Source organism: Bradyrhizobium sp., assembly GCF_049519115.1.
In the GTDB taxonomy this organism is placed as follows: domain Bacteria; phylum Pseudomonadota; class Alphaproteobacteria; order Rhizobiales; family Xanthobacteraceae; genus Bradyrhizobium.
The window spans coordinates 70,872-96,345 of sequence record NZ_JBEKRB010000012.1; the positions used below are offsets into that span (position 1 = coordinate 70,872).

The following is a 25,474-nucleotide window of genomic DNA, read 5'->3' on the forward strand; positions in this document are numbered from 1 at the left end:
CAAGTGTCCAGGATAGAAGATTACGGCCTGATCGGGGACTGCGAAACCGCTGCACTCGTCGGCCGTGACGGCTCGATCGACTGGCTGTGCTGGCCGGCCTTCGATTCGGATGCGTGTTTTGCAGCACTCCTCGGTACGCCCAAGAACGGCCGCTGGCTGATCGCGCCGGCGGAGGAGGTGGTGAACACGTCGCGCCGCTACTGGGACAACACGCTGATCCTGGAGACGCAGTTCGAGACCAAAGACGGCACGGTGGCCGTCGTCGATTTCATGCCGCCGCGTGGGCACGCTTCCGACGTCGTCCGCCTGGTGCGCGGCGTCAAAGGCCACGTGAAGATGCGGATGGAGCTTGTGATCCGCTTCGGCATGGGCGCCGACATTCCGTGGGTCAAGCGTACCGAAGACGGCGCGCTGCTCGCGATCAGCGGACCGGACATGGCGGTGCTGCGGACGCCGGTGGAATTGCGCGGCGAGGATATGACGACGGTTGCCGACTTCGAGGTGACTGAAGGCAAGACGGTCCCGTTCGTTTTCACCTACGGCCCGTCCCATCTGGAACTGCCCGACCCGATCGATCCCGCACAGGCTTTACAGGATACCGAGGATTTTTGGCTCGATTGGTGTAGCCGCTGCACCTACGAAGGCGATTGCCGCGACCTCGTGATGCGTTCGCTGATCACGTTGAAGGCGCTGACCTACGAGCCGACCGGCGGCATCGTCGCGGCGCCCACCAGTTCGTTGCCGGAAAAACTTGGCGGCGCGCGGAATTGGGACTACCGCTATTGCTGGCTGCGCGATGCGACCTTCACGCTGCTGGCGCTGATGAACTCGGGCTATACCGAGGAAGCTTCCGACTGGCACAATTGGCTATTGCGCGCGGCGGCAGGCTCCCCCGGCAATATGCAGATCATGTACGGCATCAAGGGGCAGCGCCGCCTGCTCGAATGGGAAGCGGAATGGCTGCCCGGCTACGAAGGCGCGCAGCCGGTGCGGGTCGGCAACGCCGCCCACGCCCAGATGCAACTCGATGTCTATGGCGAGTTGATCGACGCCTTCCACCAGTCGCGCGTGACCAAGCTGAAGCTGGAAGACGGCACCTGGGACCTCGAATGCGCCGTGCTCGAACATCTCGAGGAAGTCTGGGATCAGCGAGACCACGGCATCTGGGAACGGCGCGACAACGGGCGGCATTACGTTTTTTCCAAAGTCATGGCGTGGGTGGCGTTCGATCGCGGCATCAAGAGCGCCGAAATGTTCGGCTTCAAGGCGCCGCTCGATCGCTGGAAGGGTTTGCGCGACACCATCCATCGTGACGTCTGCGAAAAGGGATTCGATTCCGGGCTGAATAGCTTTGTCGAATCCTACGGCGCGAAAGTGTTCGATGCCAGCCTCCTTCTGCTGCCAGCAGTAGGCTTCTTGCCGGGTTCGGACCCGCGCATCCGCGGCACCATTGCCGCGATCGACCGCTACATGATGCGGGACGGCTTTGTGCTGCGGCACGACCCCCGCGAGGTCACCTCCGAGATCCAGCCGATCGAGGGCGCCTTTCTGGCCTGCACGCTCTGGCTCGCGGATGCCTGCGTGCTGGCCGGCGATCTCGACAAGGCGCAAACGCTGTTCGATCGCGTGGTCGGCGTCGCCAACGATCTCGGGCTGCTGGCGGAGGAGTTCGATTCCGGCGCGGGCCGCCAGACCGGCAACTTTCCGCAGGCGCTGACCCATATCGCGCTGATCAACACCGCGCATAATCTGGGCGAAGCCAAACACGCCAACGACCAGCCGGCGATGCAAAGGTCGAAGTAGCTTAGCTGTCGTCCCCTCTCCCACAAGGGGAGAGGGGAAGGGCAGCTCAGCCTGCCGTATTCTCTTTCAGAATCGCCTCCATCGCCTTGGCAAAACCCTCTTCCTCGTTCGAAGAGGTGACATGCGTAGCCTGCCGTTTCACGTCGTCGGTGGCGTTGCCCATCGCGAATGACGTGCCGGTGACCCGAAACATCGCGAGATCGTTCTGCATGTCGCCGATGGTGACAACCGCATCGGTCGAGATGCCAAGACGATGCGCGATCGTCTGCACGAAGGTGCCTTTGTTGACTCCGGGTGGCGTGATGTCGAGGTAATAGCTCTGCGAGCGTATCGCGGTCGCCAGTGTACCGAGCGCTTCCTGCACCTCGGCTTCGCAGCGTTGCAAACCGGCCGTGTCGGCGCTGGCGCCGACGATCTTGCAGGCCGATGCCAGATAGGGCGAAAAATCCGCAACGATGGTCGGATCGGCGCGGATTGCGCGCTTTTCGTTCGGGACGTAGGCGCCGTTCGGATCGCGGGTCAGCCACTGATCGCTGTTGAACAGCCAGATTTCAGCGCCGAATTTCTCGAGCAGTTCGAGGGCGTGCCGCGTCGCCGCTTCAGGGATCAAATGCTGTTCGACCGGGTTCAGGTTGGCATCGACAATGCAACTGCCGTTGAAGGCGCCGATGGGAAGCGTAATGCCCAACGGCTCGATCAGGAATCGCATGCCCAGCGTCGGACGGCTCGAGGTGATCGTAAAGCCGATGCCGGCTTCGTGCAGTTTTTGCACGGCGCCGATGGCACGATCGGTCAGGAGCTTTTCCTTGGTCAGGAGCGTGCCGTCGACGTCGGAAACAACGAGTGCGGTCTTGGTCATGGGCGGGTTGTCCTGACTTCGGTAGTAACTTGAGCGGCAATGTTGTCGACGATGGCCTCGACCGGCGCGTCGATGGAGACGATGAACGGGCGCTCGTCGGCTTGCGGCGGCTCCAGCGTCTTGAACTGGCTGTCCAGCAATCCCGGCGGCATGAAATGCCCCTTTCGCCGGACAAGCCGGTCGGCGATCAGGGCCTGGCTGCCGTCCAGAAACACGATGCGGATATCGCTGCGCCCGTGCACCAGTATCTCGCGATAGGCGCGTTTCAGCGCTGAGCAGGCCATCACGACGTGGCCGCCGGCATCGCATACCCGGTCGATCTCATCGGCGATCGCCTGCAGCCAGGGCCAGCGATCTTCGTCGGTGAGCGGATGACCGGCGCTCATCTTGGCGACGTTGCTTGGGGGATGAAAACGGTCGCCGTCCTCAAAGGTCCACTCCAAACGCTCGGCGAGGGCGGCTGCGATCGTGCTCTTGCCCGAACCCGATACGCCCATCACGATTAAAGCGCAGGGCGCTATGTCTGGTCTGTCGTTCAAGCGGTTTTTTCACCTAGCGCTGCCTGATCCACCAGCAGAACAGTTTCGCCAAGGGAGCGCGCCCGGTTTGCCGGCAGGCTTTCGTCCGTCGAAAGCTTGGCGAGTATCGCATGTTTTTCGTGGCCTGCGAGTTCGAACAGCATTTCGCGGCAGGAGGCGAGTGCGGGCAAAGTGAGGCTGACGCGCGGCACGAAGGGGTCGACATGGGCCTGCGGCACGCCCACGACCCAGCGTTCGGTTTCATTCACTGCGGGATAGCCCGGAAAGAGCGAGGCGGTGTGGCCGTCGGGACCAATCCCCATCAGCACGAGGTCGAACAGCGGCCGTGTGGGATCAAGCTGATCGGCGTCATAGAAGGTTTGTAACTCGCGCTGATAGCGCTCGGCGGATTGGTCCGGCGTTGCCACATCCGTCAGAATGGGGTGAATGTGGTCTTTGGGCGCGAAGCGGTCGAGGAAAATCCCGCGCGCCATCGCCATATTGTTCAGGGGATCGGCAGGCGATACGAAACGCTCGTCACCGATGAACCAGTGCATGCGGTCCCAGGGAATCCGTTTCGAATAGGCCTCGCTGGCCAGCAATCGATAAAGCTGTTTCGGGCTCGACCCGCCGGTCAGGCAAATCGCGATGCGACCAGGGTTGGCCTCGATCCGCGCCATCAGGCGCTTTGCTGCGGCATCGGCGAGCGCAACCGGATCGGCGACGACGATCCGGTTGATGGGGGTGGGGGACGGCATCCGGGTTAAGCGAACTTGCGCCAGTTGCGGCCGTCGCGCTTGAGCAGTTCGTCGGCCGCATCCGGGCCTTCGCTGCCGGCCTTGTAAGTTTGCAGGCCATTGGCACCCGCTTTCTTCCAGGCGTCCAGAAATGGCTGAACCGCCTGCCAGCCGGCCTCGACGCTGTCGGCGCGCTGAAACAGGATGTTGTCGCCGATCATGCAGTCGTAGATCAGCGTTTCATAACCGGTAGTCGGTTCGACCTGGAAATAATCCTTGTAGCGAAATTTCATCTCGACGCCGTCGATGTTGATCGTCGGGCCCGGCACCTTGGTGTTGAACTGAAGCGTAATGCCCTCGGTCGGCTCGACCGCGATGACAAGATAATTCTGCGACAGTTTATCGACCGGCGTGTCGCGGAACATCGCAAACGGCGCCTGTTTGAACTTGATCGCGACTTCGGTACGCTTCATGCCGAGCGCCTTGCCGGTGCGCAGGTAAAACGGCACACCGGCCCAGCGCCAGTTGTCGATGGTCAGTTTCAGCGCGGCGTAGGTCTCGGTCGTGCTGTCGGGTTTGACGTCCTTGGTTTTGCGATAGTCCGGGATGTCGACGTCGCCGTTCTTGCCGGCCTGGTATTGACCGCGCACCGAATTGTTCAGAGCCTCTTGTTCGGTCTGGGTCTGGATCGCCGCCAGCACCTCGGCCTTTTCCGAGCGCACCGCATGGGCCTCGAATTTCGCCGGCGGCTCCATCGCTACGAGTGACAAAAGCTGGAACAGGTGGTTCGGCACCATATCGCGCAGCGCGCCGGTGGCGTCGTAGAAGCTGCCGCGATGACCGACGTCGAGTTTTTCGTCGACGGTGATTTGCACATGGTCGATGTGGTTGCGATTCCAGATCGGCTCGAACATGCCGTTGGCAAACCGCAGCACCAGAATGTTCTGGACCGTTTCCTTGCCGAGATAGTGGTCGATCCGGTAAATCTGCGGCTCGTCGGCGATCTTGAGCAACTCGTCGTTGAGTGCCTTGGCCGACGCCAGGCTCGTGCCGAACGGCTTTTCCACCACAAGCCGCCGCCACGAACCGTTTTCCTTCAGCATGCCGGAGCGGCCGAGTTGCTTGGCGATCGGCGCGAAGGCGGATGGCGGCGTCGCCAGGTAGAACAGACGATTACCGCCGGTCTCGCGCTTGGCCTCCAGTTTGTTCAATTGCTCGGCCATTGCATCGAACGAGGCCGGATCGCTCGGATCGGCTTCGATGCTGGTAACGCATTCGAGCAGACGTTTGGCGATCGCCTCATCGACGGGACGGGTTTTATACTGGTTCAATCCCTTGAGAAGGCTTTCGCGCATGTCGTCGTTCGACATGCCGTTGCGCGCGACGCCGACCACGCAGAATTTTTCAGGCAGCAGATCGGCCGCGGCGAGATTGTACAGCGCAGGCAGCACGAGCCGGTGGGTGAGGTCGCCGGTGGCGCCGAAAATCACGAATGAGCAGGGATCCGGCTTGCGTTTCTTCGAAGATGGTTCGGTCACGAATGCGGCTCCTTGTGGCCGCCAAATCCCTCGCGCATAGCGGAGAGAATTTTTTCCGCAAACGTATGTTCCTTGCGCGAACGGAAGCGCGCGAACAACGCCGCGGTCAGCACTTCGGCCGGGACGGCCTCGTCGATGGCGGCGTTCACGGTCCAGCGGCCTTCGCCGGAATCCTCGACAAAGCCGGAATAGGTTCCAAGCGTCGGGTTTTTCGCCAGTGCCGACGCCGTCAGATCGAGCAGCCAGGACGGGATGACGCTGCCGCGCCGCCAGACTTCGGCGATGTCGGCAATATCGAGTTCGAATCGATGATCTTGCGGCAGCGCGTCGATATTGGCGTTCTTCAGGATATCGAAGCCCTCGGCATAGGCCTGCATCAGGCCATATTCGATGCCGTTGTGGACCATCTTGACGAAATGCCCGGCGCCGATCGGGCCGGCATGCAGATAGCCTTGCTCGACGCGCGGATCGCGTCCCTCCCGTCCGTTCGTGCGCGGGATGTCGCCGAGGCCGGGCGCTAATGTTTTAAAGATCGGATCGAGACGTTCGACCACCGACTTGTCGCCGCCGATCATCATGCAATAACCACGCTCGATGCCCCAGACGCCGCCGGAAGTGCCAACATCAACATAATGGATGCCGCGTTCTCTGAGCGTCTTGCCGCGGCGGACGTCGTCCTGCCAGAACGTGTTGCCGCCATCGATGATGATGTCGCCGGCTTCCATCAGCTTGGCAAGCGTCTCGATGGTGGTTTCGGTGATGTGGCCCGCCGGCAGCATCACCCAGGCGGTGCGTGGCTTTTCCAGTCGGCTTACGAATTCTTCCAGCGTGCCGCTGCCTGCCGCGCCTTCCGTGGCAATCGCGGCTACGGCTTTGGCGTCTTTGTCGTAGACCACGGTCGAATGCCCGTGGCGCATCAGTCGGCGGACAATATTGCCGCCCATCCGTCCCAAGCCGATCATGCCGAGTTGCATCGTGAGGTCCTTAGTTGAGTGTCTGCCGGATCGCGTGATCGAGCATCTTCAAGCTGGATTTGAGGTCGCCCTTGAGATGCACGCGCAACGCGCGCCGGCCACGTTCGGTCAGCACGCCGAAATCGCCGCGCGCTTGCGCTGCCTTGATCACGCCAAAGCTCGCCTTCTGGCCCGGCACCGGCAAATCCTTGGCATCGTCGGCGGTGATCTGAAGGAACACGCCAGAGTCCGGGCCGCCTTTGTAAGCTTGCCCAGTCGAGTGCAGGAAGCGCGGGCCAAATTCCGCGCAGGTGGCGACATGGCGCTGATCGCGAACCGCGAGGCGCGCGGCCTGCAATATATCGATATGCTCGGCGTTGCGCTCGATATAGGCAAGCAGCGCAACGTAGTCGCCGGAATCGATGCGAGAGAAGTGCGCTTTCAGCCAGGATTCGAGAGTCCCGTTCGCGCCGGCTTCACGCAGCTCGCTCGCATTGGCCTTGTCGGTATAGAGATCGGCCTCATTGATTGAAATCACCGGCTGCTCTTCCGGCAGCGTGCCGGATTTTTCGAAAGCCGCCGTCAGTTCGCGGGTCTTGATCTTGGCGGCCTCGACGTCCGGCTGGTTGAACGGGTTGATGCCGAGGATGGCGCCCGCCACGGCAGTCGCCATTTCGAAGCGGAAGAATTCCTGCCCGATGTGTTCGATTGATTTGATGACGATGCGAACGACGGGATGGCCGGCCTGTTCCAGCGCGTCGAGCTTTTCGTCATGGCTTGCGTCGTTTTCGCTCGCGGTGCGCAGATCGATGAAGAAGCGGTCGTTGCCGTAGACCGAGGCGTCGCCGAGTGTTTCGCCATCAATCGGAACGAGGCCTTTGCCTTCCTTGCCAGTGGATTCGGCGATCAGCTGCTCGGCCCAGGCGCCAAAGTCGGCAATTTTTTTCGACGAGAAGATCGTCACCTTGTCGCGGCCTTCGAGCCCTGCAAGCCCCATCGCGAGCCCGAGTTGAACGCCGGGATTTTCATGCGGCGGCACATCGGCACCGCAGGAGCGCACCATGGCGAGCGTATGATGGATCAGGCTCTTCACATCGATCCCGGCCGTCGCGGCAGGCACAAGACCGAACGGCGACAGTACCGAATAGCGGCCGCCGATCGTGGGATCGCCGTAGAAGGTGCGTGCGAAATCCTGTTTTGTTGCGACCTTCTCAAGCGAAGACCCAGGGTCAGTGACGGCGATGAAGCGATGTCCGGCCTTGTCCGCGCCGATGGCTTTCGAGACCTTGGCGAAGAAGTAGTCCTTCATCACGTTCGGCTCGGTGGTGCCGCCGGATTTGCTCGAGACGATGAACACGGTCTTCTTGAGATCGACCGCCTTTTCCATCGCGCGGACCTGCGCGGGGTCGGTGGAATCGAGCACGTGCAATTTCGGAAAGCCGGATTTTTTCGGGAATGTTTCCGCCAGGACTTCCGGCCCGAGGCTCGATCCGCCCATGCCGAGCACGACCGCATCCGAAAAATTCTGTCCCTTAACCCGCCGCGCATAGTCTTCGTAGTCGGCGATGTCGGCTTTGGCCGCGCTGTCGAGCCAGCCCAACCATTTGTTCTCGTCATCATTGGTCCAGATAGATTTATCCTTGTGCCAGAGCTTTCGGATCCTGGCCGAGGCGCGCCATTCCTCGGTGCTCTTCTCTACCGATTTTTCAAGACCGGGGCTGAGCGCCAGCTTCTGCGCGCCGATGGCGGCGCCGAGCACGGTGGCGCGCTTGTGGGCGACCGCGCCGTAGAGCTTGTCGGCGGCGTCCGCGAACAGTTTGACGCCATCCTTGACCAGATCTTTCGTGATCGCATCGAGCGAGATGCCGGATTTGTCGAGCTCAGCGAGGACGTGCTTGGCTTCCTCGACATTTTCCTCAAGGCTGTCGCGCGGCTTGCCGTGATCGCGGAAAGCATCGAGCGTCGCCGGCGGGACGGTATTGACCGTGTTCGGGCCGATCAACTCCTCGACATAGACGACGTCGCTATAGTCCTTGTTCTTGGCGCCGGTCGAGGCCCATAACAGCCGCTGCGGCTTGGCGCCCTTGGCGGCGAGCTTTTCCCAGCGCGCGCCGGAAAACAGCTCCTTGTATTCCTGATATGCGAGTTTCGCGTTGGCGATCGCGACCTTGCCCTTCAGGGCGGCCAACCGTTCCTTCTCGTGCGGGTCGTTGGCGCGCGCGATCTTCTCGTCCAGCTGCTTGTCGACCGCGCTGTCGATGCGGCTGACGAAGAAACTCGCGACGCTGGCGACATGGGTGGGATCGCCGCCGTTGGCGACGAGCTTTTCAAGGCCCGCGATATAGGCTTTCGCGACCTCGATATAGACCTGTTGCGAGAACAACAGCGTGATGTTGATGCTGATGCCTTCGCCGATCAGATGCTCGATCGCGGGCAGGCCCTCCGGCGTTGCCGGCACCTTCACCATCAGATTCTTGCGATGGACGGCCTTCCAGAGATGCTCGGCCTCCGCGATCGTGCCCTTGGTGTCCATCGCCAGATAAGGCGAGACTTCCAGGCTGACGAAGCCGTCATTGCCTTTATAGTGGTCATAGACCGGACGCAGCACGTCGGCGGCGTGCTGGATGTCCTCGACCGCGAGGTGTTCAAACAGGTCGGCGACGGGGCGGTCGCCCTTTTTCAGGGCGCTACCGATCGGGCCGTCATATTCGTCCGAACTGCCGATCGCTTTTTCAAAGATCGACGGATTGGAGGTCACGCCCTTGACGCCGTCGGTGTCGATCAGCTTCTTCAGCTCACCCTTGGCGACGAAGCCGCGTGCTAAAAAATCCAGCCAGACGGCCTGGCCATGGTTTTCGAGTGCTTTGACTGGATTCATGATGCCCTGTTTCGGTTCGAGCGGAGGTGGGTTCGGGGACATTAACCAGAGGCCTTGTCATCAACAATCCTTAGGCTTTGCTAGTGACCGGATTATGGGTGTCCCCGACCCATAACGCCGCGAGGAGGAGATCGATCCTCCCGATATCTCCGTAACCTGCCGCCTCCTATCACTTTTTAGATTTGTGACGGGTCAGACATGCCACCCGGTTCTCCCAATCTGCATGTCTGGCCTGCCGTGGCCAAAGCCTTCCGAGCCTTCTTTGTCGCTGCTATCGTACCTCCACAAAAACAAGTGCAGGGGAGGATACTTACATGCTGCCTGAGGACATCCGTGCCACCAGCCGCCGCCGTTTCTTGCAATATTGCGCGGCCTCACCGCTGCTGGCTTCCGGCGCATTCGCCGCCAAGGCCCTGGAAGCGCCGTCAAAACTGCCCGACCCCATGACCTGGGCGCCGCCGGGCAGCATCGATCTGATCAAAACTCCGAAAGAGGCGATCAACGTGTTCGATTTCGAGCCGGTCGCCCGCCAGAACGTGCCGCCGGCCCATTTCGGCTATATGGCCTCCGGGATCGACGACGAGGTCACGCTGCGCGCCAATCGCGACGATTTCAAACGATTTCAGTTGATGCCGCATCGCCTCAACGACGTCTCCAAGGTCGATACCTCGATCGAGCTGTTTGGAGTGAAATACGACTCGCCGATTTTCGTGTGTCCGACCGGCGCCAATCAGTTCTTCCATCCCGATGGCGAACTGGCGGTGGCGAGGGCCGCCAAGGCCGGCAATCACCTGCAGATGCTTTCGACCTCATCCAACTTCTCGGTCGACGACGTCACCAAGGCGCGCGGGGCGCCGGTCTGGTTTCAGCTCTACGCTTCGCCGAGCTTTGAAGTCGCAAAGGCCTTGATCAAGCGAGCCGACGGCGCCGGCTCTCCGGTGCTGATGGTAACTGTGGACCGGATCGCCGGCCGTAATCAGGAGACGCTGTTCCGGCTGATGAAGTCCGACACCCGCGAATGCTCGGGATGTCATGACCGTTCGAGTTTTGCTGCGCGGGCGCTGCGGCGGCACAACTACGACGGCATCGATTTGAGCGGCATCAAGGGCGCCGGCGAATCGTCCAATCTCGATTGGGACACCGTCAAGCGCATGCGCGACGTGACCAAGATGAAAATCATGCTCAAGGGCATCATCACCGCCGACGATGCCGAACTGGCCGTGCAGAACGGCATCGACGGCATCCTGGTGTCCAACCATGGCGGCCGCGGCGAGGACAATGGCCGCTCGACCATCGACGCGCTGCCCGAGATCATCGCCGCCGTGAAGGGACGCATGCCCGTGATCGTCGACTCCGGCTTCCGCCGCGGCACCGACGCGGTGAAGGCGCTGGCAATGGGCGCGCAGGCGGTAGGGGTCGGCCGTCCCTATTTGTGGGGGCTCGGCGCCTTCGGCCAGGAGGGCGTGGAGCGCGTGCTCGAACTCGTGCGCGTCGAAACCAGGGCCGCCATGCAGCAATGCGGCGCGAAGTCGGTGAAAGAGCTCAATGCGAGCTACGTGCGCCGGGTGACGTGAGGTGTTTCTTCACCTCTCCCCGGTGGGGAGAGGTCGGATCGCGTATGCGCGATCCAGGTGAGGGGGCGCTGCTCTCGTGATAAACCGTAACCCTTCACCCCAACCCTCTCCCAATGGGAGAGGGAGCGCAGTTTCTTTGCGGCAAGTCTACCGTAAACTGGCGTTGATCTTTTCCAGCGCGGCCGTGCCGGGGCAAAGCACATCGGCCTCCAGACGATTCAGCGGCTGCTCCACCGTGTTGAGGTGGGCATGCAGATCTTCCGCCTCGGGATCGACGTAAAGCAGTCCCGTGACGATCTGGCCCTTGGCGGCGTGTTTTTGCAAGAACGCCATCGCGCCGACGCGGTCGTGCGCGTCGTAATCGGCGTCGATCTTGCGGAGCGCAATCTTGCTGCCGTCGTGCTGTTCGACCACCTGCACCGTGCCCGGCGCGTAATCGACTGAAATGGGCTCGCGGCCGGTCAGCACGTCGAGGCGATTGACCGCATCGTTGTGCTCGCGCACGTAGTCGAAACTCTTGGTCGAGCCGGCGTGATTGTTGAACGCAATGCAAGGGCTGATGATGTCGATGAACGCCGCGCCCTTGTGCTCGATCGCGGCCGCAATCAGCGGCACCAGCTGGGTCTTGTCGCCTGAGAAGCTGCGCGCCACGAAGCTTGCGCCCAACTGAAGCGCAATGGCGACGAGGTCGACCGCGTTGTCGGTGTTGGTCACACCTTTTTTCGACTTCGAGCCGCGGTCGGCGGTTGCCGAGAACTGGCCCTTGGTGAGACCATACACGCCGTTGTTCTCGACAATGTAGGTCATGTTGACGCCACGCCGGATCGAATGCGCAAACTGGCCGAAGCCGATCGAGGCGGAATCGCCATCGCCGGAGACGCCGAGATAGATCAGGTCGCGGTTGGCGAGGTTGGCGCCGGTCAAAACCGACGGCATGCGGCCGTGCACCGTATTGAAGCCGTGGGAGTTGCCGAGGAAATAATCGGGCGTTTTCGAGGAGCAGCCGATGCCGGAAATCTTGGCGACAAGATGCGGTTCGATCGAAAGTTCGTAGCAAGCCTCGATGATGGAAGCGGTGATCGAGTCATGACCGCAGCCAGCACACAGCGTCGAAATCTTGCCTTCGTAATCGCGGTGGGTGTAGCCGAGACGATTCTTGGTCAGGCCCGGATGGTGGAATTTGGGCTTGGCGATATAGGTCATGACTTTACCTTGCGTAGCGGGGTGAGCTTCAGCTGGTCCTGATGTTCACCGATGGCATTGGCGATGAAACGAGCGGTGATCGGCGTGCCGTCGTAATGGCGGATCGGCACCAGCCGTACCGGGTCGATGCCGTTCTCGTTGACGATCAGCGAGCGAAGCTGGGCGTCGCGATTCTGCTCGACCACGTACACAAAGTCATGGTCGGCAATGAAACTTGCGACCGACGAATGGAACGGGAAGGCGCGAATGCGCATACGATCAAGCGCGTGGCCTTTCGCTTCCAGAAGCTGGATAGCCTCGTCCATCGCGGGTGCGGTCGAGCCGAAATAGAGCACGCCGTATTTGGTTGGCTTCGCCGCATTGGCCTGTAGCGGCCGCGGCACCATGTCCTGCGCGGTTTCGAACTTCCGCACCAGGCGCTGCATGTTGTCGGCATAGACCGCGCCTTCTTCCGAGTACCGCGCGTAGCGGTCGCGCGACGTGCCGCGAGTGAAGTAAGAGCCTTTGGTGGGGTGGGTGCCGGGATAGGTGCGATAGGGAATGCCGTCGCCGTCGACATCGAGGTAGCGGCCGAAGTCCCGGCCGTCGTCGAGCATCTCCGCCGTCATCACCTTGCCGCGGTCATACTGACGGGCATCGTCCCACTTCAAGGGCCGGCAGAGCCGGTGATTCATGCCGATGTCGAGATCGAGCATCACGAAAATCGTGGTCTGGAGCCGCTCGGCGAGATCGAAGGCCTGCGCTGCGAACTCAAAAGCTTCGGCCGGGTCTTCCGGGAACAGCAGCACGTGCTTGGTGTCGCCATGGGACGCGTAAGCGCAGGCAATGATGTCGCATTGCTGGGTGCGGGTCGGCATGCCCGTGGACGGGCCGGCGCGCTGCACGTTCATGATCACGGCCGGGATCTCGGCAAAGTATGAGAGCCCGATGAACTCGGTCATCAGCGAGATGCCGGGACCGGAGGTCGCAGTGAAAGCGCGCGCGCCGTTCCACGAGGCGCCGATCACGATGCCGATCGAGGCGAGTTCATCTTCGCCTTGCACGATCGCGTAGTTCGCTTTGCCGGTCGCGGGATCGTGCCTCAGCTTCTTGCAGTGGCTCGCAAAGGCGTCCGCCAGCGACGACGACGGCGTGATCGGATACCAGGCGCAGACGGTGGCGCCGCCATAGACCGCGCCCAACGCCGCCGCGCTGTTGCCTTCGATGAAGATGCGGTCGCCGACCCTGTCGGTCTTTTTCACGCGCAGACCAGTCGGGCATTTTAGGTTTTGCAACGCCCAGTCGCGGCCGAGATGCAGCGCGTGGACGTTCGAGGACAAGAGCTTTTCCTTGCCCTTGTACTGTTCGCCGATCAATTGCTCGATCAGCTTCGGGTCCATCTCGAGCAGCGCACAGAGCGCGCCGAGATAGATGATGTTCTTGAAGAGCTGGCGCTGGCGCGGATCGGTATAGGTCGAATTGGTGATCGCCGTCAGCGGCACCCCGATCACGGTGATGTCCGAGCGGAATTTCGACGTCGGCATCGGCTTGGTCGAATCGTAGAACAGATAGCCGCCCGGCTCGATGGAAGCGACGTCCTTGTCCCAGGTCTGCGGATTCATCGCCACCATCATGTCGACGCCGCCGCGTGCGCCAAGGTGGCCTTCTTCCGTCACCCGCACTTCATACCAGGTCGGCAGGCCCTGAATGTTGGACGGGAAGATGTTGCGTGGGCTAACCGGCACACCGTGGCGCAGGATGGCGCGGGCGAACAGTTCGTTGGCGCTCGCCGAACCCGAGCCATTGACATTGGCAAAGCGGACGACGAAGTCGTTTACGCTGCTGATCGGGCTTTGGTCGGACATGATGTTCCTGCTTGGGTCATATCGATGAGATATTTCTGCATATCCCAGGCGCCGGTGGGGCAGCGCTCGGCGCACAGCCCGCAATGCAGGCAGACGTCCTCGTCCTTGATCATGACGCGTCCGGTCTTGAGGTCGCTCGAGACGTAGAGGTCTTGATCCAGATGCGGCGACGGCGCCTTCAGCCGTTTGCGCAAATCCGCCTCGTCGCCATTCTCCGTGAAGGTGATGCAATCCATCGGGCAGATGTCGACGCAGGCATCGCACTCGATGCAGAGCGAGGTCGAGAACACCGTCTGCACATCGCAGTTGAGGCAGCGCTGCGCCTCGCCGAGCGCGAGCTTGACGTCATAGCCGAGCTCCACTTCGGCGCGGATGTCCTTCAGCGCGATCACCTTGTCGCGATGCGGCACCTTGAAGCGCTTGTCGTCGGAAACGTCGTTGTCGTAGCTCCACTCGTGGATGCCCATCTTCTGCGAAGAGATATGCACCTCCGGCAGCGGCCGTTCGTGGACATCTTCGCCGGAAACAAGCTTGTGGATCGAAAGCGCAGCGTCATGGCCGTGCGCGACCGCCCAGATGATGTTCTTCGGCCCAAATGCCGCGTCGCCGCCGAAGAACACCTTCGGATGCGTTGTACCCATGGTCTTGGGGTCGACCTTCGGCATGTCCCACTTGTCGAACTCGATGCCGCAATCGCGCTCGATCCAGGGAAACGCATTTTCCTGGCCGACCGCGACCAGCACGTCGTCGCAGGCAATGGTCTGGTCGGGCTCGCCTGTCGGCACCAGGTTGCGTTTACCCTCGGCGTCGCGTTCGGCCTTCACCTTCTGGAAGGTGACGCCGGTGAGCTTGCCTTTGTCATGGGTGAAGGCGATCGGGACCATGAAGTTGAGGATTGGAATATCCTCATGCATGGCGTCTTCTTTTTCCCAGGGGCTCGCCTTCATCTCCTCGAAGCCCGAGCGCACGATCACCTGGACTTTCTCGCCGCCGAGCCGGCGCGCGGTGCGGCAGCAATCCATCGCGGTGTTGCCGCCGCCGAGCACGATCACGCGCTTACCGATCGTGGTCGTATGGCCGAACGACACGTTGGAGAGCCAATCGATGCCGATATGAATGTTGCTTGCTGCTTCCTTGCGTCCGGGGATGTCGAGCTCGCGGCCGCGCGGCGCACCGGAGCCGACGAAGATCGCATCATAATTTTCGCCAATCAGCTTCTTCAGGCTGTCGATGCGAGTGCCTGCCTTGAACTCGATGCCGAGATTGAGGATGTAATCGGTCTCTTCGTCGACGACCGAATCCGGCAGACGGAATTTCGGAATTTGCGTTCGCATCATGCCGCCGGCCTTGGGGTCGGAATCGAACACGGTGCAGTGGTAGCCGAGCGGAGCAAGGTCGCGCGCCACCGTCAGTGAAGCCGGACCACCGCCGACAATCGCGATGCGCTTGCCGTTCTTGGCGCCTGCGCGCGGCATGCGTCCCTTGACGTCGTCCTTGAAGTCGGCGGCGACGCGCTTGAGGCGGCAGATCGCGACCGGAGTTTCCTCAACCCGGCCACGACGGCAGGCGGGCTCGCACGGGCGGTCGCAAGTGCGGCCCAAAATTCCCGGGAACACATTCGATTTCCAATTGATCATGTAGGCGTCGCTGTAGCGGCCTTCGGCGATCAAGCGGATATATTCCGGGACGGGTGTGTGCGCGGGGCAGGCCCATTGGCAGTCGACCACTTTATGGAAGTAGTCCGGCGCCGAGATATCAGTCGGTTTCATTCCCACCTTATCCGCGCACCAAACTTTATCGTAACTGGCGCGGCCTTATTTTGCTTGCGAACGCTCGGATGGTGGCGTTCTTTTCGGTTCTTGAATGGTATCATTAGCTTTTTGCATTAAAGCCCCAATCACGCTGATCTCCAAAGCCAATTTTGCTTGATCTTCAGCTTTCTTGCTGTTGCAACGTGTAACGCACTGCATAAAAACAAATTTATGTGGCGGTGCAGCATGTGGAGGTGCCGCAGCCGATGCGAAAATGTTTCTGCCTATGAAATTTCGGCTGAAATGTCCGCCTTGGCGATGTCCCACAGCAGGCGATAGACGCCGCTCGAAACCACCAGAGGCTTGAACGCGATGTTGTCGGTCAAGCGCATCACAGCGTCGCGTGCCGCCGCGATTTCAGTCGCATCGATCAAGACAAACCAGTCGCCGGCGCCGAGATCGGAATCCGATGCTTTATCGGTGAGCGGCTTGGACAGCACGGGATCGTTCTCGATGACGTGCATCGAGATGACGCCGTCAGTCGCCTGCGGATTAAGCACGGCGCGCAAGGCTTCGCGCAATTTGTTATACCCGCCGTTAGCAGGACGAACGCGAATTATACCGAGCACGGCGCCGCGGCCCGTACCTTTGCTAATCGTGATGCGCGCCACGCAGCGGATCATGTTCTTGAAGCGCGCGATATTTTCTCTTGACCACGCGGTCTGACTGGCGAGCACCTTGCGATAGGCGGGACTGTCGAGCACTTCGAAGGTCTCGGTGGAATAAGGGCTCAGATATTTCGGCATCGAACCCTCGATGGCGATGTAGCGCCGGGCCTCGACGAAGCCTGGTATAGCGACGCGCTCCTCCAGGTGTTCGCGGTCGTACCAGCGGTTGAAGTCGGCTTCGTGCGCGGCGTCGACATCCATCGACGTCAGCAACATACCTTGTCCTGCGATCGGCATTTGTTTTCTCCCGTCTCGTTTTCGTCATGGCCGGGCATAGCCGTTCGAAGAACGGCGTCGCTTCCGCTCGCCTATGCCCGGCCATCCAAGTATTCCTTACCGTTGCCAGCAAAGGCGTGGATGCCCGGCACAAGGCCGGGCATGACAGACTGTTGGGCTAGCCCGAAACCTTCGACGCCATGTCCGCGATTGCCTTCATCACGGCATTGCGCACGCCGGGATCATACAGCGTATGTCCCGCGCCCTGCACGATGCGAAGTTCGGCCTCCAGCCATCGGCTGGCGAGCGCGTGTGAGTTTGCGGGCGGGCACAGGAGGTCGTAACGTCCCTGGACGATGATGCCAGCAATGCCCTTGAGTTTCTCGGCGTCGTCCAGAAGCTGGTTGGGCCTCATGAAGCAATCATTGGCAAAGTAATGCGCTTCCATGAACGGCGTGGCGGGTAGCGCTCCGCCGCTTGATTTCAGTGCGACGAGATCGAGCCGCGTGCGCGAGGGCGCGTGCTCCGACAATATCCGCTCGGTGTCGTGCCAGGCGCGGGCGAAGGGCGAATGCGCCGCGACGTCGGAATCGAGGATGCGCCGCCAATAGGCCTCCAGCGGCTGTCCACGCTCGGCCTCGGGGACACGCTTAATGAAATCCTCGCTGAGCTCTGGATAGAAACGCGGTAATGTCTCCAGAAAGGCCGCATCAAGCTCGCGGCGGGTGCCGAGAAACGTCGCGCGCAACACGAGGCCCGAGACGCGGTCGGGATGGGCTTGCGCATAGGCCAGCGCCAGCGTGGCGCCCCAGGAGCCGCCGACCACCATCCATTTTTCAAAACCGAATTTCTCGCGGATCTTTTCCATGTCCGCGATCAGCTGCGGCAGCGTGTTGTGCTCGCGGCGGCCCTTCGGGCGGCTGCGCCCCGAGCCCCGCTGATCGAACAGCACCGCGTGGAAACGTTCGGGATCGAACAGCCGCCGATGATCGGGCTGGCATCCGCTGCCGGGCCCGCCATGCAGATAGACCGCAGGAATGCCGCCTTCGCGGCCGACGCTTTCGACATGGATGTCGTGACCATCGCCAACCGGCAGTAGTTCGGATGTCAGCGGTACGAACGGGTCCGCGCGTTGCGCAACCGGTTTGCCGGCATCCGCATCAGGTGGCACTTTCGCTCTCCAGCGTGCCGCCTGCGAAATTGCGATAGATGAAACGGTTGTGGTTGCCGGCCGCTTCCTCGGCCGCGACTTTGAAAATCCGATCGTGATGCGGCGACAGCGTGCAGGCCGGGTCGGTATTGCCGGCGTCGCCGGTCAGCGCAGAGGCCTGACAGCGGCAGCCGCCGAAATCGACTTCCTTGAACTCGCAGCTCTTGCAGGGCTCAGGCATCCAGCCGGTGCCGCGATAGCGGTTGAAGGCCTCGGAATTCTGCCAGATCCAGGCGATCGAATGATTGGAACGCACGGATTCGAATTCGAGCCCGGTGATGCTTTCCGCGGCATGGCAGGGCAAAATCTTGCCGGCGGGTGAGATGTTGAAGAATTGCCGTCCCCAGCCGCCCATGCATTTCTTCGGCCGCAGCGCGTAATAGTCCGGCACGACATAGTCGATGGCGAGAATGCCCTTCAGCCGCGCTTGCGCGTCCTCGACAATGCGGCTCGTCTCCTCGATCTGCGCCAGCGTCGGCATCAAAGCGGCGCGGTTCTTCAGCGCCCAGCCGTAATATTGCACGTTGGCGACTTCAAGCCGGTCGGCGTCGAGATCGACCGCCATCTGGATGATATCGGGCAGTTGATGCAGGTTCTGCCGGTGCATCACCGCGTTCACGGTCAGCGGCAGTTCAAGCTCGCGCGTCCAACTCGCGACTTCGAGCTTCTTGGCATGACCGCCTTTGAAGCCGCCAACGCGGTCGGCGACCGCGGGCTCATTGCCCTGAAAACTGATCTGCACATGGCAGAGGCCGGCATCGGCCAGCGTGGATAATTTTTCGCGGGTGAGCAAGACGGCGGAGGTGATCAGGTTGGAATAGAGCCCGACGTCGCTCGCATGCTGAACCAGTTCGACCAGGTCCTTGCGCGCGGTCGGCTCCCCGCCGGAAAAATGAATCTGCAATACGCCGATCTCGGCGAGCTCCGACAAAACCTTCTTCCATTCGGCCGTCGTCAGTTCGCTGGCGCCGCGGTCGAGCTCGACGGGGTTCGAACAATACGGGCATTGTAGCGGGCAGCGATGGGTTACTTCAGCCAGCACCGCCAACGGAATTCCGTGGGTCTCCGCGGTCGAACGTGTCCCCTCCAGCGCCGTAAGACTGTCCTTGGGATCGGTCGCAATCGGGCTCGCATCAGTCAGCGTGGGGCTCATGGCGTCTTCTCCCGCGCTTCGGTGAGAAAGCCCTTGTCGGCGAGGTCTTGCAGCATCGCGACCACGTCGGTCGCGATCGCCTCGCGAGGTGCGGCATATTTGGCGGCGAGTTGATCGATCATTTCGGCGACGCTGCGCGCGCCGTCGCAGAGGTGCAGAACTTCTACTGCGATCTCGTCCGGCGCGAGCACGCGTTCGGGCGCCAGGATCACCCAGACCTGTCGCGTCTCGTCGAATTTCAGCTTGGCGTGGCGCGGCAGTTTCGGCCGGCTCTCTTCGCTGACGCTGATGTTGCGGCCTGATGGCATGGTTTCTCGGCTTCTTCGGATCTAACTTGCCTTAGATCTAATTCGACTTGGGCACAAAGGCTCCGGGCGGGATATGGCCTTCGACATAGCCATGATACAGCGCATCGAGCTGAACCCATAGCACGTTGGTCTTGAAGATCAGCGCGTTGCAGACCGCTTCGCGCTGTTCCGGTGTCGTGGCATGGGCCTTGACGTAATCGAGCGCGAAACCGGCGTCGCGTGGCGCCTGGGTCAGGCGACGACTGAAATAGCTCATGATGTCCGGATTGACGAAATCATAGTGCGCCAGCATGCCGGAGATGCGTTCTTCGTGCAGGTTCGGTGCGAACAGTTCCGTCAGTGAAGAGGCGATGGCCTCCAGCGGGCTCTTGTCGCGCACAAAGTGCACGTAGGCTTCCACGGCAAAGCGCGTCGCCGGCAAAATGCCTTCGGTGGATTCGACATAAGTCGTGTCCAGGCCCAGTCCTTCAGTCAGCTTCAGCCAGCGCTCGATGCCGCCCTCGGCGCCGGGATCGCCGTCATGGTCTTCGATCCGGTGCCGCCACTCCATGCGGATGTTGCGGTCGCGAAAGCGCGAGATCACCACCGCATCCTTGATCGGGATCGTGCTCTGGTAATAGTAGCGGTTGAGCGCCCAGGCCTGCACCTGTCCCTTGTTGAGCTTGCCGCCGTGCAGCAGCCGGTGAAAGGGATGCAGACTGTGATAGCGCGTCTCGCCGATGTAACGGAGCGCGGCTTCCAGCTCAGTAACGCTGTTCAGCACGGTTTTGCCGCCGAGCGAAAACGCGGTCATCCCTTCCAGTTTCACGGCACTCAAAGCGTAATCTCCGTTCCATCGGCAGGAATATGCCATCCCGCCCGCATAACGGCCTCGCGTTCCTCGGAATCGTGCAGCAGGGCCGGGTTCGAATTGTTGATATGCAAGAATATCTTTCGCTCGATGCCGAGGTTTTCAAGGGCCGCGATCGCACCGGTTTCGCCCGACATCGAGATATGTCCCATGCTTCGCCCGGTCTTGGTGGAAAGGCCGGCCGCGATCAATTCGTCATCCCGCCACACCGTCCCGTCGAAGAACACCAGGCTAGCACCCTTCAGCCTTGATTTGAGATCGTTGGTCACCTCGGCGCAAGCGGCAACGAAATAGAAGACTTTGCCCGTGGCCTTATCGCAGATGCGAAGGCCAAGCGTGTCGCCGGCGGCTGCTTTCCCCTCGCGCCGCTCGCCTTCGAGATACCACGCGCCCTTGCCGGTAACCTCGAAGGGCAGGATCTCAATGCCGGAGGGCGATCCGTCCGGCAGTTTCGGTTCGAACGCCTGATCGGCCTCGACGGCCTGACGCTTGACGTCTCCGTTGAGCACGTTGAAGACGCTGTTGGACTTCAATGTCGCGAGCACTCTGGCGTGGGCGTAGATCGTAAATGGCGATCCCTCGCGCATCGACAATAGCCCCGTGATCGCGTCGATTTCGCCGTTGGTCAGGACCACGCCCGATATCGGCGAGTGACGAAGTTTGCCGGCGGCGGGATGAAGCTGCGGCGTCGCGATCAATTGCTGGCGCAGATCCGGCGAGGCATTGATCAGGAACCAGTGGTGCCCGTCGGCGCTGACGGCGAGCGAGGCCTGCGTGCTCTGAAGTTCTGGATTTCTGGTTCGCGCGGCCTGACATATCGGACAGCCGCAATTCCACTGTGGAACGCCACCACCTGCCGCCGCGCCCAGGACGACGACGCGCAACATGATCCGTCTCCCGGAATCTCTGAAAGCTGAATTTTAGGACGCTTGGAATTCTGGAAGCCGTCTTCGAAAACTGTCGCTTCGAAAATCTCGTCTTCCAAAAAATTCAAAGGTGGAAGCGGGTATGACGGACGCTCCCGAAAGGGCGCGTCACCCCGGCAATCCACCTTGGCTAGAATGTTGCTGTCTGCTGCCGCTTACTTGCGGGCGGCGCAGGCATACATGTTGATTTCCATGCCGACCGGCACTTCGACGATCTTCGGTGCTTTCCAGGCCATTTTGGCTCTCCTTAAAGTGAAACCGGACGAACTCCGCCCTTCCGACAAGGTAATACGGAACGAAAAGTTCGCCAGCGGAATCTTTTCTCCTGACAAGAGATTAAAAATGCTGCAATGCACAATCCTTTCCTCCCTGGCCTCCCGCTTTTCCGTCAAATCAATGACGCATCAATAGGTTCTTCTGAACACCGTCCCCAATGCGGGGATCGGCTGGACCGCTCCGGCCAATCCCCGATAAACCAACTGTGAAAAAATAGCCGGCGGTCCCCTGTCGGCATCGGATATTCAAAGCCGAAACAGGTTCGACCATGCCGCGATACTTTTTCAATACGCGAATCGGCAACGAGGTGATCTCCGATCCGGAAGGCGAAGAGCTGCGCAACCCGGATCGCGCCTGGGAGGTTGCCCGGGCTATGATCCATGAGCTTTTGAGGATCGAGGGGATGGAGGACCTGATGCGGGCGGTCCTCGAAGTGACGGATGACGAGGGCGAGATCGTCCTCGAATTTCCTTTTGCCGAGGCCATTCTCGAAGGCACCGATGAGGATGACGCCGATGCATCCGTCACGAAGCATTGATAGGCCGCGATTAACCAGAACGATCGAAGCCGGATAAAGTAGCAGCGTGGCGGTGCGCCCGCGAGGCGCTTTCGCCGCAACCGCTTGAAGATGTTTCCGATTGCGCACGGGCGCAAAAATATTCAAGAGTGTGGCCGCGAAGTCCGCCGTCACGGGCAGGGGTTAGCCCCGCACGGATCGAAGGCTTCCACAAAAGGGAGAAGATTATGAGGATCAGTTCATCGATGCCGCGCGGCCTCTTGCTGGCCGGCGCCTTCATTGGGGTTTTGAGTTACGGTGCGGCCGCGCAGACGGCCTCCCCGCCGGCCGCGGCGCCCGCCGCCGCCCCGGCACTTCCGCCGGGTTCGCCGCTGATCGGCCGTCCCGACAGTGAAGCCGCGCAAAAGATCGCGCCCGTCGTAGGTCCGCCGATCGCAACGGCGGCCGACAAGCTGCCCCTGGACAAGCTCAAGGCAGCAAGCGGCTTCAACGTCGAGGTTTACGCAGCCGGGATGCCGAATGCCCGTTCGATGGCGCTCGGCGACAAGGGCACGGTCTTCGTCGGCAGCCGTACCGTCGACAAGGTCTATGCCATCGTCAACAAGGACGGCAAACGCGAGGTCAAGATCATCGCCACCGGTCTCTACCGGCCGAATGGCGTCGCCTTCAAGGACGGCACGCTCTATATCGCCGAACTCTCGAAGGTGTCGAAGATCGAAAAGATCGAAGACAATCTCGACAATCCGCCGAAGCCCACTGTGATTTACGACAACCTGCCGAAGGACGAAGCCCACGGCTGGAAGTTCATCGCGATCGGTCCGGACAACAAGCTCTATGTCCCGGTCGGCCAGCCCGGCAACAACGTGCTGCATGACAAGGATCACGGTCAGATCCGCCGCATCAACCTCGACGGCTCGGGCGCGGAAGTGGTCGCCGTTGGCGTCCGCAACACGGTCGGCTTCGACTGGAATCCGGAAACCAAGCAGCTCTACTTCACCGACAACAGCCGCGACTGGTTTTCGGAAGACCTTCCGAACGACGAACTCAACCGCGTAACCAAGATCGGCGAGCATTTCGGCGCCCCTTATTGCTGGCAGGGCAACATTCCCGATACCGAATTCGGCTGGGGTCATACCTGCAGCGAGTTCACGCCGCCGGTCGGCCTGATGGGTCCGCACGCAGCCTCGCTCGGCATGCGGTTCTATACCGGCAAGATGTTCCCGGCGGCCTACAAGAACCAGATCATCGTCGCGCGTCATGGTTCGTGGAATCGGACCATCAAGTTCGGTGGTGACGTCGTCGTCGCTCATCTCAACAAGGACGGCACGGTCAAAAACATCGAGCCGATTCTCACCGGCTTCCTGCAGGACAACAAGTATGTCGGCCGCCCGGTCGACGTCATGCAGCTGAAGGACGGGTCGGTCCTCGTCTCCGACGATTGGAACGGCGCCGTCTGGCGCATCAGCTACGGCAAGCAAAAGGTCGCCGCGCAGTAAGCGCCGGGATCGTAATCGGGGGCGACCTTCGCGGTTCGCCCCCGATTTTCATTTTGGGAATGGGTGTCGAGGTCCGATCGATGCGGAAAACAACAATGATGGCGCTGTTCATGGCCGCATCGCTGGCGGGCTCGGTCAAAGCGGCAGACACCATCGAGCAGCGGGCGGTGACTTGCTTTGCCTGCCACGGCGAACAAGGCCAGTCCGAGATGGACAATACGCCCTCGCTCGGCGGCCAGCAGTCGGCGTACGCCCTGATCCAGTTGTTCATGTTTCGCGAAAAGCTCCGCACCTTCGATCCGATGAACGAGATGACGAAATCGTTCACCGATGACGACCTGCAGAAGTTTTCCGATTTCATCGCCAAATTGCCAAAGCCGCAGCCGCCCACTGAAGTTGGCGATCCCGCACGGATGCAAAAGGGGCTGGCGCTCGCGCAACAACACCGTTGCAACAGCTGCCACAACGCTGACTTTTCCGGCAAGGACAACATTCCGCGGCTTGCCAATCAGCGCGAGGATTATCTCAACAAAACGCTCGGCGAATACAAGGACAACAGCCGCCACGGCTACGACGGCACCATGGCGGACGTGATGGGCGAGGTGCCGAAGGAGCAGATCGCGGACCTCGCTTATTACATCTCGCACTATCGCTAGGCCTTAAGATCGCTGAAGCCGCTAGCATGGTGGTTCGGCTGGCGCTACAAACCTCTGGCGACAAAGGGGGCTGCACATGAAAGACATCTGGCGCCTGCCGGCGCAGGAACTGGCCGGGCTAATCAGGTCGAAGAAGGTTTCGGCCAAGGAAGCCGCGACGTCGGCGCTGGCGCGGCTCGATGCCGTCAATCCCGCGATCAACGCCGTGGTGGACCATCGCCCCGACGATGTGTTGTCGCAGGCGGCCGCGGTCGATGCGGCGATCGCGCGCGGCGAGGATGTCGGCGTGCTGGCGGGCGTGCCGGTCACGATCAAGGCGAATATCGACCAGGCGGGCTTTGCCAACACTAACGGCCTGAAGATGCAAGCCGACCTGATCGCAAAGGACAACAGTCCGGTGGTGGACAATCTGCGCAAGGCCGGCGCGGTCATCCTCGGGCGCACCAATTGTCCGGCGTTTTCCTATCGCTGGTTCACCACCAACCTCGTTCACGGCAACACCAAGAACCCGCGCGATCCGTCGATCACGCCGGGCGGCTCGTCCGGTGGCGCGGGAGCGGCGGTCGCAGCCGGCATCGGCCATATCGCCCACGGCACCGATATCGCGGGCTCTATCCGCTATCCCGCCTATGTCAACGGCGTGCACGGCCTGAGGACCACGACCGGCCGGATCGCGGCTTTCAATGCGGCGCTGCCCGAGCGCACGATCGGTCCGCAAATCGCGGCGGTCTCGGGTCCCCTGGCGCGCACCATCGGCGATCTGCGGATATCGCTCGCGGCGCTGTCGGCATACGATGTTCGCGATCCCTGGTGGGTGCCGGCGCCGCTCGAAGGCCCGCCAATGCCAAAGCGCGCGGCTCTGTGCGTCAATCCTGACGGACTTGATCCCGTGCCTGAGGTGAAAGCTGCGGTGATCGATGCCGCCAAGCGCCTGGAGCGCGACGGCTGGACCGTCGAAGAAGTCACGTCACTGCCGCCGCTGAAGGAAGCGGCCGAGCTTCAGACCAAACTCTGGCTCGGCGACAACTATGAAGGCCAGCTTGCGGCCGCCGAGCGCGAGGGCGATCCCGGCGCGCTCGCGTGTCTGCGCGGCAACAAGTCGAAGGTATTTCCGTTCGACGCGCTGACGCTGTCGAAGATTTTGACGCGGCGCGCGACGCTGGTTCGCGACTGGTCGTTGTTCCTGGACAAATATCCGGTGCTGCTGATGCCGGTGTCCGGCGAATTGCCGTTCCCCGATCAGCTCGACACCAAGGACGATGCGTCCTTTGCACGTGTTTGGCGCGCGCAGCTGCCGCAGATCGCGATCCCCTTCATGGGGCTGCCGGGCCTGACGGTGTCGACGGGACTGGTCGGGCGCGTGCCGGTCGGCGTTCATCTCGTCGCCGGTCGCTACCGCGAGGATCTTTGTTTGTTGGCGGGCGAGGCGATCGAGGCCGGCGGCACGCCGCCTTCGCCGATCGATCCGTTTCAGGGGTGA

The 25,474-nt window shown here is 61.4% G+C and carries 22 protein-coding genes; 6 read left to right on the forward strand and 16 right to left on the reverse strand.

Annotated features, from left to right (window positions below; all coding sequences use genetic code 11):
- Positions 1 to 3 precede the first annotated feature (3 nt).
- A complete protein-coding gene (locus ABSE61_RS12225) occupies positions 4 to 1,803 on the forward strand; it encodes a glycoside hydrolase family 15 protein (RefSeq protein WP_423871367.1) in 1,800 nt (599 codons plus the stop codon).
- Positions 1,804 to 1,849: 46 nt separating this feature from the next.
- On the opposite strand, the gene ABSE61_RS12230 is transcribed toward ABSE61_RS12225, so the two are convergent.
- Genes ABSE61_RS12230 through ABSE61_RS12255 form a run of 6 tightly spaced genes read right to left on the reverse strand, consistent with a single transcriptional unit; the run spans position 1,850 to position 9,286 of the window.
- Positions 1,850 to 2,662 (reverse strand): Cof-type HAD-IIB family hydrolase, encoded by an 813-nt coding sequence (locus ABSE61_RS12230; protein ID WP_423871368.1) that lies wholly within the window; start codon positions 2,660 to 2,662, stop codon positions 1,850 to 1,852.
- Complete coding sequence (locus ABSE61_RS12235) at positions 2,659 to 3,159, reverse strand: gluconokinase (RefSeq protein ID WP_423871422.1); 501 nt, start codon at positions 3,157 to 3,159, stop codon at positions 2,659 to 2,661. Before ABSE61_RS12235 ends, ABSE61_RS12230 begins: the two co-directional genes overlap by 4 nt.
- A gap of 38 nt (positions 3,160 to 3,197) precedes the next feature.
- The gene (gene pgl / locus ABSE61_RS12240) at positions 3,198 to 3,938 is read right to left on the reverse strand and encodes a 6-phosphogluconolactonase (protein WP_423871369.1); all 741 of its coding nucleotides are present in this window, start codon (positions 3,936 to 3,938) and stop codon (positions 3,198 to 3,200) included.
- Positions 3,939 to 3,943: 5 nt separating this feature from the next.
- Positions 3,944 to 5,455 carry a glucose-6-phosphate dehydrogenase gene (gene zwf / locus ABSE61_RS12245; protein WP_423871370.1) on the reverse strand — a complete coding sequence of 504 codons (1,512 nt, stop codon included), beginning with the start codon at positions 5,453 to 5,455 and terminating at the stop codon, positions 3,944 to 3,946.
- Positions 5,452 to 6,429 carry a phosphogluconate dehydrogenase (NAD(+)-dependent, decarboxylating) gene (gene gnd / locus ABSE61_RS12250; protein WP_423871371.1) on the reverse strand — a complete coding sequence of 326 codons (978 nt, stop codon included), beginning with the start codon at positions 6,427 to 6,429 and terminating at the stop codon, positions 5,452 to 5,454. Before gnd ends, zwf begins: the two co-directional genes overlap by 4 nt.
- A gap of 10 nt (positions 6,430 to 6,439) precedes the next feature.
- Entirely contained in the window at positions 6,440 to 9,286 is a 2,847-nt protein-coding gene (locus ABSE61_RS12255) for a bifunctional transaldolase/phosoglucose isomerase (protein ID WP_423871372.1), read from the reverse strand.
- Between the two features lie 314 nt (positions 9,287 to 9,600).
- On the opposite strand from ABSE61_RS12255, the gene ABSE61_RS12260 reads away from it, so the two are divergent.
- The gene (locus ABSE61_RS12260) at positions 9,601 to 10,860 is read left to right on the forward strand and encodes an alpha-hydroxy acid oxidase (protein ID WP_423871373.1); all 1,260 of its coding nucleotides are present in this window, start codon (positions 9,601 to 9,603) and stop codon (positions 10,858 to 10,860) included.
- Between the two features lie 147 nt (positions 10,861 to 11,007).
- On the opposite strand, the gene ABSE61_RS12265 is transcribed toward ABSE61_RS12260, so the two are convergent.
- The 10 genes from ABSE61_RS12265 to pqqA form a co-directional block, all read right to left on the reverse strand.
- On the reverse strand, positions 11,008 to 12,063 hold the full coding sequence (locus ABSE61_RS12265; protein ID WP_423871374.1) for a 2-oxoacid:ferredoxin oxidoreductase subunit beta: 1,056 nt from the start codon (positions 12,061 to 12,063) through the stop codon (positions 11,008 to 11,010).
- The gene (locus ABSE61_RS12270) at positions 12,060 to 13,907 is read right to left on the reverse strand and encodes a 2-oxoacid:acceptor oxidoreductase subunit alpha (RefSeq protein ID WP_423871375.1); all 1,848 of its coding nucleotides are present in this window, start codon (positions 13,905 to 13,907) and stop codon (positions 12,060 to 12,062) included. The genes ABSE61_RS12265 and ABSE61_RS12270 overlap by 4 nt, the downstream gene beginning before the upstream one ends.
- Positions 13,877 to 15,676: an FAD-dependent oxidoreductase gene (locus tag ABSE61_RS12275; RefSeq protein ID WP_423871376.1), complete on the reverse strand. Its 1,800-nt coding sequence runs from the start codon at positions 15,674 to 15,676 to the stop codon at positions 13,877 to 13,879. The genes ABSE61_RS12270 and ABSE61_RS12275 overlap by 31 nt, the downstream gene beginning before the upstream one ends.
- Before the next feature lie 266 nt (positions 15,677 to 15,942).
- Positions 15,943 to 16,623: a hypothetical protein gene (locus ABSE61_RS12280; protein ID WP_423871377.1), complete on the reverse strand. Its 681-nt coding sequence runs from the start codon at positions 16,621 to 16,623 to the stop codon at positions 15,943 to 15,945.
- Between the two features lie 157 nt (positions 16,624 to 16,780).
- On the reverse strand, positions 16,781 to 17,773 hold the full coding sequence (gene pip, locus ABSE61_RS12285; protein ID WP_423871378.1) for a prolyl aminopeptidase: 993 nt from the start codon (positions 17,771 to 17,773) through the stop codon (positions 16,781 to 16,783).
- On the reverse strand, positions 17,763 to 18,965 hold the full coding sequence (gene pqqE, locus ABSE61_RS12290; protein ID WP_423871379.1) for a pyrroloquinoline quinone biosynthesis protein PqqE: 1,203 nt from the start codon (positions 18,963 to 18,965) through the stop codon (positions 17,763 to 17,765). Before pqqE ends, pip begins: the two co-directional genes overlap by 11 nt.
- The gene (gene pqqD, locus ABSE61_RS12295; RefSeq protein ID WP_423871380.1) at positions 18,962 to 19,273 is read right to left on the reverse strand and encodes a pyrroloquinoline quinone biosynthesis peptide chaperone PqqD; all 312 of its coding nucleotides are present in this window, start codon (positions 19,271 to 19,273) and stop codon (positions 18,962 to 18,964) included. The genes pqqE and pqqD overlap by 4 nt, the downstream gene beginning before the upstream one ends.
- 37 nt (positions 19,274 to 19,310) lie before the next feature.
- Entirely contained in the window at positions 19,311 to 20,066 is a 756-nt protein-coding gene (gene pqqC / locus ABSE61_RS12300; RefSeq protein ID WP_423871424.1) for a pyrroloquinoline-quinone synthase PqqC, read from the reverse strand.
- A gap of 20 nt (positions 20,067 to 20,086) precedes the next feature.
- On the reverse strand, positions 20,087 to 21,010 hold the full coding sequence (gene pqqB / locus ABSE61_RS12305) for a pyrroloquinoline quinone biosynthesis protein PqqB (RefSeq protein WP_423871381.1): 924 nt from the start codon (positions 21,008 to 21,010) through the stop codon (positions 20,087 to 20,089).
- A 194-nt stretch (positions 21,011 to 21,204) separates the two neighbouring features.
- Entirely contained in the window at positions 21,205 to 21,285 is an 81-nt protein-coding gene (gene pqqA, locus ABSE61_RS12310; RefSeq protein WP_012029362.1) for a pyrroloquinoline quinone precursor peptide PqqA, read from the reverse strand.
- Positions 21,286 to 21,593: 308 nt separating this feature from the next.
- On the opposite strand from pqqA, the gene ABSE61_RS12315 reads away from it, so the two are divergent.
- The 4 genes from ABSE61_RS12315 to ABSE61_RS12330 all read left to right on the forward strand — a co-directional run bounded on the left by ABSE61_RS12315 (position 21,594) and on the right by ABSE61_RS12330 (position 25,474).
- Entirely contained in the window at positions 21,594 to 21,863 is a 270-nt protein-coding gene (locus ABSE61_RS12315; protein WP_423871382.1) for a DUF6894 family protein, read from the forward strand.
- A 206-nt stretch (positions 21,864 to 22,069) separates the two neighbouring features.
- The gene (locus ABSE61_RS12320; RefSeq protein ID WP_423871383.1) at positions 22,070 to 23,338 is read left to right on the forward strand and encodes a PQQ-dependent sugar dehydrogenase; all 1,269 of its coding nucleotides are present in this window, start codon (positions 22,070 to 22,072) and stop codon (positions 23,336 to 23,338) included.
- An 80-nt stretch (positions 23,339 to 23,418) separates the two neighbouring features.
- A complete protein-coding gene (locus ABSE61_RS12325; protein ID WP_423871384.1) occupies positions 23,419 to 23,994 on the forward strand; it encodes a c-type cytochrome in 576 nt (191 codons plus the stop codon).
- 76 nt (positions 23,995 to 24,070) lie between these two features.
- Positions 24,071 to 25,474 carry an amidase family protein gene (locus ABSE61_RS12330; RefSeq protein WP_423871385.1) on the forward strand — a complete coding sequence of 468 codons (1,404 nt, stop codon included), beginning with the start codon at positions 24,071 to 24,073 and terminating at the stop codon, positions 25,472 to 25,474.